The organism is Pontibacter coccineus, assembly GCF_030546575.1.
Taxonomy (GTDB): Bacteria; Bacteroidota; Bacteroidia; order Cytophagales; family Hymenobacteraceae; genus Pontibacter; species Pontibacter coccineus.
In genome coordinates this window covers 49549-62188 of the sequence record NZ_JAUOTN010000010.1, presented here as the reverse complement: position 1 = coordinate 62188, position 12640 = coordinate 49549, and the positions used below count along the sequence as shown (strand labels likewise).

Genomic DNA, 12640 nt, shown 5'->3' with positions numbered 1-12640 from the left:
CCCTCTCCAACACCTAAAAACTCTAACTTTCAACCTTTAATTTCCTTCCCGGTCATAGGCATGCACCCTAACATCACGGGTGGTCAGGTCTTTGGCTTCGGTGCCGAAGTCGATTTCGTTGCCGCGCTCGGTGTCGTAGATGTGGGTCATCTTGCGCCACCCTTCCACAGTGGATTTATCCGTGATCTCATCTTCTCCGAGGCCACCGTATACCTCTACCAATATCCCTTCGGCCACATCGCCTTCCACTAAGAATACATCACCACCACTGAGGCCATGCAACGTGATCTTCTCGGTTTCTTTCCGGAAGAATGTTCGCTGGTAAAGGACCTTTCCAGGTGTACCGTTTTGGGCGGGGCGGCTTAAGGTTACTTCAGTGCGGTCATCATCTAATCTTCGAACCCGAAAGATATCCGGTTGGTCAGTGCCGGCAATAGTGACCTCACTGGCCAGGATCTCATACATTTCTGCAGCCACTTCAGGGAGTTGGTCGCGCCGGTTTTTCAGGTTTTGAATGACATCCGCTCCTTTCAAGGTATAGATGGGCGGAGGCAGGTTGTGAACCGCCTTTTCAATCACTACATCTGTCAGCTTTTCCTGCATATCCTTTGCAATGGCCACCCATTCCTCGCGGGTCAGTTCATGGATCAGGCGCTCGTCAATGAACCGGGCATTGATCATCAGGGCTTTCACATCTTTGATCTTCGGTCCGAAAGAGTTGAACTTCCGGGCCATCAGCTTGCTGGTGGCGATGGCAGGTATAGCGCCGTCTTTCATTTTCAAAAAGACCTGGTCACGGTCCTTGGGGATGGGCTTATAGATCGTATCAGTGCCCTCTGCGTAAACAGCCCAGTCCCACTGGCCTTTGTGGCGGTCCCAGTCACCGACGAGCACATCCAGGAGCCGGGCGCGGGCAAAGGCCTTCTGATCGAAATGATGGGTGTTGGTCTCATAACGATCGCGCAAGGCATCTTCGGAGTCCGCAAATCCAGCCACATTCCCAAATATGCGCAAGGTGTCGGCCATGCCATCAAATTTCTCCTCGAGCATGTATACCTTGCCCTGCACCGCCTCGGCGTATACTCCGAAAGCTGTATCGCTCTTTGGAACATAGTAGAGGGCGGGGGAGGAGTGGAAAACGCCAGCCGCTTCGGCCAAGTCAGGTATGATTAAGGCCCCATAGGGGTTGGCAGACGAGATTTGATCGCGGAGGATGTTGGTGACGAAGGTTGGTTGCCAGAATTTGGCCAGTACCTGCACCGGATTCTTGTCGATGGAACGGAAGGCATAAATGCGGCCGAGACTGTCCTGAAGCTGAAAACTGCTGGTTTGGAAGCCGCCGCCTTTCTTGACGACTTTCATGCCGCCTTTCACCCGGGAAAGGTCAAACACGGGGAGCTGAACGGGGGTGGTCCAGCTATCGCGGTGGTGGTTGCCCCAGAAAAGGCGGTGCAGCCAGTTGCGGTCGTAGTGGCGGCCTGCCACTACCCATACGCTGTCGGCGCCGGCCGGGGGCAGGTCATACTCCCCCGGCTGCACCAAAGCGTCTTGTTGGTAAAAATTATCGTCGGCGCAACTGCTTAGCAAGAGTGTGAGAAGCAGCAGAAGCGTCGTTTTAAGGTATAGGTGCTGCATAAGGTATAGGTACCATCCTTAAACGCAGCCTTGCCACAAGGTTTTCGCCTATTTGCGTTTTTGTCTGTAGTAATTAATCAGTCCGGCTGTGGAACTGTCGTGCTCGGCAGTCTTATCGTTGAGCAGTTCCTCTTCAATTGCGCCGGCCAGTTGCTTGCCCAGTTCTACGCCCCACTGGTCGAAACTGTACACGTTCCAGATCACACCCTGCACAAAGGTCTTGTGCTCGTACATCGCAATCAGGCTGCCCAGGCTATAGGGCGTCAGCAAGTCGAACATAATAGAGGTGGACGGCTTGTTGCCCTCGAATATCTTGTGTGGCACCAGTTGCTCTAGTTCTTCACCGGCCATCCCTTTCTTCTCCAATTCGGCACGCACTTCCGCTTCGGTTTTGCCCTTCATCAGGGCCTCCGTCTGGGCAAAGAAGTTGGAGAGCAGCATCGGGTGATGCTCGCCAATCGGGTTGTGGCTGTTTACCGGAGCCAGAAAATCGGAAGGTATAAGGACAGTGCCCTGGTGAATCAGCTGGAAGAAAGAGTGTTGTCCGTTGGTACCGGCCGCCCCCCAGATCACCGGCTGCGTCTGGAAGTTGACATACTCGCCGTTGCGCATGGCGGTCTTGCCGTTGCTTTCCATCTGCAATTGCTGCAGGTACTCCGGCAACAGGCGCAGGTACTGGTCATAAGGCAGCACAGCATGCGACTGCGACTCAAAGAAGTTAGTATACCACACGCTCAGCAAAGCCATCAGCACCGGTATGTTCTGGCGCATCGGGGTATTTTTTAGGTGCTTGTCCATGGACTCGGCACCGCGCAGCAACTCTTCGAACTTGTCATAGCCAATGGCGCAAGCAACCGACAGGCCGATGGCCGACCAGAGCGAGAAGCGCCCGCCTACCCAATCCCAGAAGCGGAAGGTGTTTTCCGGGGCGATGCCGAATTTAGAAACTGCCTCCGTGTTGGTGGAGAGCGCCACAAAGTGCTTGCTGACATGCGCCTCGTCTTTGGCCGTTGCCAGAAACCAGCTGCGTGCCATGTGGGCGTTGGCAATCGTTTCTTTCGTAGTGAAGGTTTTGGAGGCAATGATAAAGAGGGTTGTTTCCGGATCCACTTTCCGCAGGACCTCGGCCGCATCGGTGCCGTCCACATTCGAGATAAAGTGCACCTCGATATCCGGCTTTTGGTATTTTTTGAGCGCCTCGGTCACCATCTGCGGGCCCAGGTGCGAGCCGCCAATCCCTATGTTCACAACGTGCTGCACTTTTTTACCGGTATAGCCGGTCCACGCGCCGCTGTGCAGGCGGTCGCAGAAGTCCTTCATCTGGCGCTGCACATCCCGCACCTCCTCCAGCACATTCTCGCCATCCACGATCAGTTCCTGATCCGTGAAGTTGCGCAGGGCAGTGTGCAGCACGGCACGGCCTTCGGTGGCATTGATTTTCTCGCCGCGCAGCATGCTCTCGATGGCAGCCGGTACGTTAGTTTCCTCGGCTAAATCAGTTAACAGATCCAGCGTTTCTTCCGTGATGCGGTTTTTGGAGAAATCGTAGAGCGTGCCGTCTACCTCAAACGAGAATTTCTTGAAGCGATCCGGATCGGCCTTGAACAAATCGCGCAAGTGCTTTTGCCTCAGTTCAGTGAAGTGAGTTTCCAGTTTTTTCCAGGCGTTGGTATGGGTCGGATTGTCGGTGTGTAGCATGTTTTAAATTGTCAAGGTGTTACGGCAGGAACTACTCTTAAAGGGCCTGCAAGGTTTTTCGGAATGAGCAGGAAATATAGTCTTTCAGGTATAAAGATACGTTAATTTGGGCAGCTAGCACAGGAAAGGTATCATTTGGCGGACTCCTGCGTAGGTCTAAGACCGGTTGATTTCATTCGATGAAGCGAGTTCATGCGTATGAAGCTTACTGGAATGTTACACCAAAAGCCCCAGACCATGAAAGAGGAACAAAAGGACCAGCCAAACGATAAATCATCGCCAAAGGCCAAAATTCTGCGTGAAGACGACGGAAAAAGAACCCCACCGACCCACCCGAAGGAGGTAACCGGTGAACAGCACCAGACCACCCACCCGGAGCAGGCGCCTGACGTGCCGCCGCATGAGCGCACAGAAGGTATACCTTAGGCGCTTATTGATTCTTTATGAGGCTCACGCAGCCAAGTATACCTAAACTATACCCCAGGCTTAACGCCCATCTGGTACCCTGATCTTTAACTAACCGAAAAAATGAATACGCTTCAGCAGAATCTCCAGGACAAAAACATCAAAGCCTTGATTTTTGACCTCGATGGTGTCGTGACGCAGACTGCCCGGGTACACGCCCAGGCCTGGAAACGCATGTTTGATGCCTACCTGCAGAAGCGCGGCGAGAAAGAGGGCAAGCACTACGAGCCGCTTGACATTGAAACCGACTACCGGGAGCACATTGACGGCATTCCGCGCTACGACGGCGTGCGCAACTTTTTGGAGTCGCGCGGCATCCGTTTGCCAGAGGGCGCACCCGAAGACGAGGAGGGACAAGAAACAGTGGGAGGACTAGGCAACCTGAAAAATATGTACTTTCAGGAATTGGTCAGGCAGGAAGGGGTCGATGTATATGATGATACCATCGCCTGGCTCAAACAACAGAAACAAAACGGTTTACGCACAGCCATTATCTCGGCCAGCAAAAATTGTGTGGATGTGCTGCATGCCGCAGGTATAGCGCAGCTGTTTGAAGAGCACGTCGATGGGCTGCAAGCCTCACAGCTGGGACTGAAAGGCAAGCCCGCCCCGGATGTTTTTCTGGAAGCCGCCCGCCGCTTAGGTATAGCCCCCCAGGAGGTCGCCGTATTCGAGGATGCTCGCAAAGGAGTACAGGCCGCGAAAGCCGGCGGCTTCGGCCTGGTAGTAGGTGTAGACCGCACCCACGACGAAGCCGCTCTGAAAGCGGGTGGCGCTGACCTGGTGATCCAGGAATTTCCCAAGGTATAAACATCCCGACACCGATCTCTAATCCAACATCATGATACAGAAACGTGAGGCCCACGAACTGCCATCGGCCCTCGGCCAACTCAACGAACTCAAAGCCCAGTTGCAGGGCAAAACCCCCGCCATTTTCCTAGACTACGACGGTTGCCTGACGCCCATCGTGCAGCGACCTGAAATGGCCATTCTGTCGGATGAGATGCGGACTGCCCTGCACGAGCTGGCTGCCGTAACCAAAGTGGCCGTTGTCAGCGGGCGTGACCGCCGGAACGTGGAGGAACTGGTCAAGCTTGACAACTTATACTTTGCCGGTTCACACGGATTCGACATCACCGGTCCGGGAGGTATGGCCTCTGAACCCGGAGGCGCTAAAACCGCCCTGCCTGCGCTGGACAAAGCGGATGGCATCCTGCAGGAAAAGCTACAAGGTATAGCGGGCAGTCTGGTGGAGCGGAAGCGGTACGCAATTGCCGTGCACTATCGCAATGTGGCCGACGATCAGGTGGAAGCCGTCAGGAAGGCTGTGGACGAAGTACTGGATGCTATGCCGGAGCTGAAGATCGGCCATGGCAAAAAGATCTACGAGCTCAAGCCGAACATTGACTGGCACAAAGGCAAAGCCGTGATGTGGCTGATGGAAGAGCTGGGTTTAAACGATGGGAAATACATGCCGCTCTACATTGGGGACGATATAACCGACGAAGACGCTTTTGCAGAGCTGCAAGGGATAGGTATAGGTGTACTGGTGGGCGAGCACGCCGACAGAACAGCCGCTACCTACCGCCTGGAGAGTGTGGACGAAGTGCGTATTTTCCTGGAAGACCTGACAGATACCATCAAGACACAACGTAATGGCTGATTGGAGCATCATCTATGACAAATGGGTTCCGAAAGAGCAGACCCTGCGCGAAGCGCTCTGCACCTTAGGGAACGGCTATATTGCCACCCGGGGAGCATTTGAGGAGGCCAGCGCGGAGCCGGAGGTACATTATCCCGGTACATACCTGGCTGGTGGCTACAACCGGCTCACTTCTGAAGTGGCCGGCAAGCAGATCGAAAATGAAGACCTTGTGAATTGGCCGAACTGGCTGCCTGTTTCCTTCCGGCAGCCGGGCGAGGAGTGGTTTCACATAAATGACGTCGATGTGCTGGATTTTAAGCAGGAGCTCGATATGCAGCACGGCTTACTTTGCCGCTATGTGCACTTCCGCGACAGCAAAGGCCACGAATCGAAGCTCAACACCCGCCGCATCGTCAGCATGGCGGATCCGCACCTGGCAGTGCTGGAGTGGCAGCTGACGCCGGTTAACTGGTCGGGTGAAATAGAAGTACGGGCCGCCCTCGACGGACGCGTGATCAACAGTGGCGTGGCCCGTTACCGCGCACTGGCCAGTCAGCACCTCGAAACATTGGAACAGGGCCAGCACGACGAGGAGACCATGTACCTGGTGGTGCAGACCGTGCAGTCCAAGACCCGCATGGCGCAGGTGGCCCGCACCAAGGTATACCTGGATGGAAAAGCGAGCGGTGTGTTGCCTCAGACCAAGATTGAACAAGGCTATGTGGAACACCAGTTTAAGCTGCAGGCTGTTGAAGGCCAGCCCCTACGACTCGAGAAAAGCGTGCTGATCTATACCTCCCGCGACTGGGCCATATCGGAGCCTCTGCAGGATGCCTGCACCAACAGCTTCCGGCAGGGCACGTTTGAGGAGTCACTGGAAGGGCACAAGCGGGCGTGGCAACGCATCTGGAACCGCTGCGACCTCGACACGGCCTGCAATACCAAAGTACAATCTGTTCTGCGGCTGCACATTTTCCATTTGCTGCAATCCGTTTCGGGCCACACCGTCGACCTGGACGTAGGCGTTCCTGCCCGTGGCTGGCACGGCGAGGCCTATAGGGGGCACATTTTCTGGGATGAGCTGTTTATCTTTCCTTTCCTAAACCTGCACCTGCCCGCCATCACCCGGGGGTTGCTCATGTACCGCTACCGTCGTCTGAACGAGGCCCGCAGTGCCGCAAAAGTGGCCGGGTATAAAGGAGCCATGTTTCCGTGGCAAAGCGGCAGCAACGGTCGCGAGGAAAGCCAGGTCATTCACCTCAATCCGCAGTCAGGCCGCTGGCTACCCGACAACACGTTCCTGCAGCGGCACATCAGCTCGGCCGTCGCCTACAATGTATGGCATTACTACCAGGCCACCGATGACATCGATTTTCTAAGCTACCATGGTGCTGAGCTGATGATGGACATCGCGCAGTTCTGGTCAACGATCGCTACTCTCAACCAGGGGACCGGTCGCTACGAGATCCTGCATGTAGTGGGGCCTGACGAGTACCACACCGAATACCCTGATTCTGAGGAAGTAGGCTTGAACAACAACGCCTATACCAATATGCTGGCTGTCTGGGTTATCCAAAAGGCGCTGCAACTCAAAGAGGTGATCGACGACACCCGCTACGAAGAACTGCTTGCCAAGCTGCACATTACGGCCGACGACCTGACACGCTGGGAAGACATCGGCAAGCGCATGTACGTGCCTTTTCTGGAAGATACCAGGATCATTGCGCAATTCGACGGTTACGACCAGCTGCAGGAGTTCGACTGGGGTAAGTACAAGGCTAAATACGGCGAGGCCATGCGCCTCGATCGCATCCTCGAAAGCGAAGGCGACAGCGTGAACAGGTACAAAGCCAGCAAACAGGCCGATGTGTTGATGCTCTTCTACCTGTTTTCTTCTGAGGAATTGCTCTCCATTTTCAAACAGCTTGACTACGACTTTAAGCCCGAGCGTATACCTGAAAACATTGCCTATTACGAAAAGCGCACTTCGCATGGCTCCACGTTGAGCAAGATCGTGCACGCCTGGGTGCTGGCCCGGTCGGACCGAAAACGCTCATGGTCAAACTTTGAGATGGCCCTGATGAGCGACCTGGAAGACATACAGGGAGGCACCACGGCTGAAGGCATACACCTCGGCGCCATGGCCGGCACGGTAGACCTGGTGCAGCGCGCTTACACGGGCCTGGAGATCCGCGACAATGTGCTGTGGCTTAACCCGGTGCTTCCAGATGAAATGCCCTGCCTCAACCTACAGTTCCGCTATCGCGGACACAGGCTTGAGCTGAATATTACCCGCGATAAACTGATCATCAAATTTGACAGAGGCTGGTCCAAGGAAGTGAAAATCGGGGTGCGCGGTGCGATATATACCTTCAAAACCGGCGATGTAAAAGAGTTCGACCTCCGGCGCTGAAGTAAAAGGGATTCGCCTAAGGATTGGCTATACCTATACCTGATTCCTGTGATTCCTGGTTTGAGAGCCCAGCAACTGTTAAAGTACAGATGAGTAGATGACTGTATGATCGCCAGAACCAGGATGACCTATGGTGGACGATCATTTTAGGCTTACGCTGGTGTCCGCTTGTACCAATATTTATACCTGTAGCATATGCATAAAGTCCTCACCATCACGATCAATCCGGCCTTAGACAAGAGTACCCGTGTACAGCGCGTGCTGCCCGAGAAGAAGCTGCGCTGCGAGGAGCCCACTTACGAACCGGGGGGAGGTGGCATCAACGTATCACGCGCCATGCATAAACTAGGGGGCAACTCCTGTGCCTGGCTGTTATCAGGCGGGCCAGCCGGAGAAAAGCTTTGCGAATTGCTGAAGGAGGAAGGCGTGGAATATTGGAATGGTCAGACCAAAAGCTGGACCCGGGAAAGTCTGATGGTGATGGAAGACAGTACGGGAGACCAGTTTCGCTTCGGCATGCCTGGTCCGCATATTGAAAAATCGGAGTGGCAACAGGTGTTGGAGAAACTCGAGAAGTTGGAACAGGTACCCGAATACGTAGTCGCCAGCGGCAGTCTGGCTCCTGGTGTGCCTGATGATTTTTACCTCCAGATGGCCTTGATCGCCCATAAGCGCAACTTTAGGCTGATCGTAGATACATCGGGTGAGGCGCTTTTAAAGGCAGCAGGAGAGGGGCTATACTTGATCAAACCCAACCTGGGCGAGCTGGCCAAGCTGGCCGGGAAGGAACATATTTCAGCGATGGAGCAGGAAGAGTTCGCCATGCAGGTACTCGACGAAGGCAAGTGCAAAGTGCTGGTCGTGTCGCTGGGTCCACGCGGCGCGATGCTGGCCTCCAAAGAATCAGGCATTCACTATGTTGTACCGCCTACTGTGAAGCAACAGAGCGCCGTCGGCGCCGGGGACAGCATGGTGGCTGGTATGGTGATGAGCCTACTGCAGGGTTGTTCGTTGGAGGAAGTGGTGCGCTACGGCGTTGCCGCCGGCACCGCCGCGACGATGACGCCGGGGTCTGAGCTATGCCGCAAAGAGGATACAGAGGAGATATACCAGTGGTTGTTGAAGCATAAGTAATAGTTTGCTCACGCTCTTATCCATGGCGCGAGCGTCCCCGCTCGTGACTGCTATATTGGGGCCTCTGGCCCAGGTATAGGCATGACATACGACTGCTCATACCTTGCAGCGTTCTGCAAGCCTAGCCCTACATACCGCCAGTTTAGCGATAGCGCAAATGTGGTGGCGCATGTGGCCGGTTTGCAACTGGCGTAGTTTCAGCCTACCTATACCTTAAGCTAATTTGTTTCATGGCTTCGCCTGTGCGGCGGGCACTCACTTTTTGTCTTGACACAAAAAGTAAGCAAAAAGGTCAAGACGCTCCAAACTCGCTGAACGCTCAAACAGTGGAGCGCCGAAAAGTGCACCTGGCTAATGGTGTTTGTTTCATCGCTTCCGGGGCAAGTAAGTCTTGCTATACCTGACAGTTGAATTTGCAGTAAAGAATAATACGAGGCTTATACCTTGAAATGGCAATTCCAGATTCCCCGCCTGGGGGTAGGGGCCCTCTTAAAGGACAAGGAGAGGTTAGGGGCAATGCCATCATCCTAATTAACGATTAACTCAAGCCGTCATCTCGACGAAAGGAGAGATCTGGATTTTATCAATACTTTCACACAAATTCAGATTTCTCCCAAGGGTCGAAATGACAAAAAAGGCTTTTAGTTGACGGCATAAAGGGTCAGAGGTGGTTGGGCCCGGTATTATATAATATAAAAAGTTGCTACAAAGTCTACACCTGAGAATTGAGTGAACTGCAGTAATTCCCCTCTCGGGAGGGGCAGGGGTGGGTCTAATTTGTGGAAGCTCAAACTGCAAAAGCTACAACGCTATACCTTTAGCTGCGACAGGAAGGGCAATTTTGAAGCAGAAAGGGGATAACAATCCTTTAGAGACACCTTGAAAATCCTTTAATCCTGAAAATCTTGTATCAGACAAAATAAGAAGGGTGAAGCTTTCGCCTCACCCTTCTTTATAATCTAAGGTTATACCTTATACATTCTTATTCACGCAATTCAAGTCTTCAAACGCTTCCTTCAGTCTGGCGATGAAGTTTTCTTCGCCTTTGCGCAGCCAAACGCGTGGGTCGTAGTACTTCTTATTAGGAGAGTCTGGACCGTCCGGGCTACCCAGCTGGCCTTGCAGGTATTCCTTCTTCGACTCGTAATAATTCTTCACACCCTCCCAGTAAGCCCACTGCATGTCCGTGTCAATGTTCATCTTGATGGCACCGTAGCCAATCGCCTCTGTGATCTTGGCTTTCTCTGATCCGGAACCGCCGTGGAATACAAAGTTCACCGGGTTTTCGCCTGTTCCGAATTTCTCTTTGATAAAGTTCTGTGAGTTTTTCAGGATCTCCGGGCGCAGCTCCACGTTGCCCGGCTTGTATACACCATGCACGTTGCCGAATGCCGCAGCGATTGTGAAACGGTCGCTCACTTTCTTCAGCTCTTCGTACGCATAGGCTACTTCCTCCGGCTGGGTATACAGACGGGAGCTGTCTACGCCGGTGTTGTCCACGCCATCTTCTTCGCCACCGGTCACGCCGAGTTCGATCTCCACGGTCATACCGATCTTATTCATACGCTCCAGGTAACTTGCGCATGTCTCGATGTTTTCTTTGATCTCTTCCTCCGAAAGGTCGAGCATGTGTGAGCTGTAGAGTGGCTTGCCGTGTTGCTCGTAGTATTTTTCGCCGGCGTCTAACAGACCGTCGATCCAGGGAAGCAATTTCTTGGCAGCATGGTCAGTGTGCAGTACCACGGGTACGCCGTAGGCTTCAGCCATCAAGTGTACGTGCTGGGCACCTGAAACACCACCTGCGATGGCAGCTTTCTGGTTGTCGTTTTCCAGGCCTTTACCAGCGAAGAACGTGGCGCCACCGTGCGAGAACTGAATGATTACGGGGGAATTAAGCACCTTGGCTGTTTCCAGCACGGCGTTGATAGAGTTTGTGCCAATCACGTTGACGGCTGGCAGCGCAAAATTATTTTCATTGGCATACTTGAACAGCTCTGTTACTTCATCGCCGAACAATACCCCTGATCTGAAACGTTTTTCCATGAATGTTTAAGTTTTATTTCGATTTGAAATTACGGATAAATAATTTCTTAACCGAAAATTGATGGCAGGCGCTTCAGAAAAAAGGGGCTATACCTTTCAGGAAGGCTTAATCAAACACGAGCACTTTGTCTTTGTGCTTCCCGCGCATGTGGCCGCGTATGATCTGCTGTATGTCCTTGTTGTCGTTGTAGCGCTGAATCTCCGACTTAAAGTCGTCCAGCGAGCTGGCCGAAAAGTACTCGTCCACAAAGCCAAAGCCGAGGTAGGTGCCGTGCTCTACCACCACAACAGATTTTTCGCCCAGTTCCCGGCCCTTGCCTACAATCACAAAACTGTTGTGGTCGTAGGTAAACGACTCGATGGCGGCATCCACACGTGCATTGTACTCTTCGGGCGTTTCTGCTCCAATGCAGGCACCTTTGCAGATGTGTACTTGGTAGTCGAAGCAGGCACCCGGCGTTTTATACAGGTCGCACAGCTTTTGGCACAGGTTATACTTTGATACCTTATGATAAAGGAAGCCTTTGGCCTTGAACTGGTTAGAGAGTGCGATAATGGGCGTCATGTTCACATCATCGGCCTTGTTGATGCTTCCAAATGTCAGTCGCTTATACCCTTTATCATCTTCGTAGGTGAAAATGCCGGTATTGAACACACTGCGCCGCTGCTGACGGTTGTAGTGCGGCTTCATGCGCTTGATCTCCGCCGACTCAAACAACAGTGCCACCAGTTCGTTGCCCATCAGTTCGTAAGTAATGTCAGCGATCTGGTTCTTGAACTCAATCGATTTGCGGCTCTTGTAGTCGATGTTGAAGTGCTGGATAATGCGCTTCTTTATATTGATGCTCTTGCCAACATAGATCACCTCTCCCGCTTCGTTGTAAAAGTAGTAGACCCCCGGAACCGTCGGCAAAGCATCCACCTGCTCCTTGCTGATGGCAGGGGGAAGGAGAGAGGCTTTGATCTCGTTCTTAAGCTGTTCCGAAGGATCAGCCATGTGCTGGGCTCCGTCAATCACCGGACGGTTTAACTTGATCAGCTTGTCAAACAGCTTGGCCGTGGCTTCGGCGTCGCCGATGGCACGGTGGCGCATCTGCAGGTCAATGTCAATGCTTTTGCAGAGTTTACCCAGCGAGTAAGAAGGCAGGCCAGGTATAAGCGAACGGCTCAGGCGCACGGTGCAAAGCGTCTTGCGCTGAAAGGTAAAACCCAGGTCAGCAAACTCTTTCTTGATGAAGGAGTAGTCGAAGCGCACGTTGTGGGCCACAAACACCTTGCCCTCCGTGAACTGCACGATCTCTTTGGCCACCTCGTAGAACTTGGGCGCGTCCTGCACCATATCGTCGGTAATGCCGGTGAGCTGAGAAATGAAATAGGGAATAGGGCGCTCCGGGTTGATCAAGGTGCTATACTTATCCACGACTTCGTTTCCATCGTGAATGAAAATGGCAATTTCAGTGATCCTGTCCTGTGTGGGCTGACTACCCGTGGTCTCAATGTCTATGATGGCGTACAAGCTGATTCTTTTTAGGCTTTTAGAAGCGGCCTCTGGTGTTCTCCAAAGGACTATCCTGTAAACCAATATTCTTAGCAATACGTTTCAAATT

Annotated in this window: 9 protein-coding genes; 5 read left to right on the top strand and 4 right to left on the bottom strand. The window is 53.2% G+C overall.

The features are described from left to right. Positions 1-36 precede the first annotated feature (36 nt). Positions 37-1635 carry a hypothetical protein gene (locus Q4E40_RS18905; protein WP_303414435.1) on the bottom strand — a complete coding sequence of 533 codons (1599 nt, stop codon included), beginning with the start codon at positions 1633-1635 and terminating at the stop codon, positions 37-39. A gap of 48 nt (positions 1636-1683) precedes the next feature. Further along, positions 1684-3333: a glucose-6-phosphate isomerase gene (pgi, locus tag Q4E40_RS18900; RefSeq protein ID WP_303414434.1), complete on the bottom strand. Its 1650-nt coding sequence runs from the start codon at positions 3331-3333 to the stop codon at positions 1684-1686. A gap of 237 nt (positions 3334-3570) precedes the next feature. Between pgi and Q4E40_RS18895 the strand changes: the two genes are divergently transcribed. The 5 genes from Q4E40_RS18895 (at position 3571) to Q4E40_RS18875 (ending at position 8990) form a co-directional block, all read left to right on the top strand. Next, the gene (locus Q4E40_RS18895; RefSeq protein ID WP_303414431.1) at positions 3571-3759 is read left to right on the top strand and encodes a hypothetical protein; all 189 of its coding nucleotides are present in this window, start codon (positions 3571-3573) and stop codon (positions 3757-3759) included. A gap of 102 nt (positions 3760-3861) precedes the next feature. Continuing rightward, on the top strand, positions 3862-4608 hold the full coding sequence (locus Q4E40_RS18890; RefSeq protein WP_303414429.1) for an HAD family hydrolase: 747 nt from the start codon (positions 3862-3864) through the stop codon (positions 4606-4608). Between the two features lie 31 nt (positions 4609-4639). Continuing rightward, the gene (otsB, locus tag Q4E40_RS18885; RefSeq protein WP_303414428.1) at positions 4640-5461 is read left to right on the top strand and encodes a trehalose-phosphatase; all 822 of its coding nucleotides are present in this window, start codon (positions 4640-4642) and stop codon (positions 5459-5461) included. After that, the gene (locus Q4E40_RS18880; protein ID WP_303414426.1) at positions 5454-7856 is read left to right on the top strand and encodes a glycoside hydrolase family 65 protein; all 2403 of its coding nucleotides are present in this window, start codon (positions 5454-5456) and stop codon (positions 7854-7856) included. Before otsB ends, Q4E40_RS18880 begins: the two co-directional genes overlap by 8 nt. 195 nt (positions 7857-8051) lie before the next feature. Further along, positions 8052-8990, top strand: a complete 939-nt coding sequence (locus tag Q4E40_RS18875; protein WP_303414424.1) for a 1-phosphofructokinase family hexose kinase — start codon at positions 8052-8054, stop codon at positions 8988-8990. Between the two features lie 972 nt (positions 8991-9962). Here the strand turns inward: Q4E40_RS18875 and fbaA are convergent. Both fbaA and Q4E40_RS18865 read right to left on the bottom strand, forming a co-directional pair. Beyond that, the gene (fbaA, locus tag Q4E40_RS18870; RefSeq protein WP_303414423.1) at positions 9963-11033 is read right to left on the bottom strand and encodes a class II fructose-bisphosphate aldolase; all 1071 of its coding nucleotides are present in this window, start codon (positions 11031-11033) and stop codon (positions 9963-9965) included. 106 nt (positions 11034-11139) lie between these two features. Next, positions 11140-12549, bottom strand: coding sequence for an exonuclease domain-containing protein (locus Q4E40_RS18865; RefSeq protein ID WP_303414422.1), 1410 nt, complete (start codon positions 12547-12549; stop codon positions 11140-11142). Positions 12550-12640: the final 91 nt, after the last annotated feature.

Coding starts and splice junctions, on each gene's coding strand:
- Q4E40_RS18905 (WP_303414435.1), bottom strand. CDS start 1,635: ATGCAGCACCTATACCTTAAAACGACGCTTCTGCTGCTTCTCACACTC.
- Q4E40_RS18890 (WP_303414429.1), top strand. CDS start 3,862: ATGAATACGCTTCAGCAGAATCTCCAGGACAAAAACATCAAAGCCTTG.
- pgi (WP_303414434.1), bottom strand. CDS start 3,333: ATGCTACACACCGACAATCCGACCCATACCAACGCCTGGAAAAAACTG.
- Q4E40_RS18895 (WP_303414431.1), top strand. CDS start 3,571: ATGAAAGAGGAACAAAAGGACCAGCCAAACGATAAATCATCGCCAAAG.
- Q4E40_RS18875 (WP_303414424.1), top strand. CDS start 8,052: ATGCATAAAGTCCTCACCATCACGATCAATCCGGCCTTAGACAAGAGT.
- Q4E40_RS18880 (WP_303414426.1), top strand. CDS start 5,454: ATGGCTGATTGGAGCATCATCTATGACAAATGGGTTCCGAAAGAGCAG.
- otsB (WP_303414428.1), top strand. CDS start 4,640: ATGATACAGAAACGTGAGGCCCACGAACTGCCATCGGCCCTCGGCCAA.
- fbaA (WP_303414423.1), bottom strand. CDS start 11,033: ATGGAAAAACGTTTCAGATCAGGGGTATTGTTCGGCGATGAAGTAACA.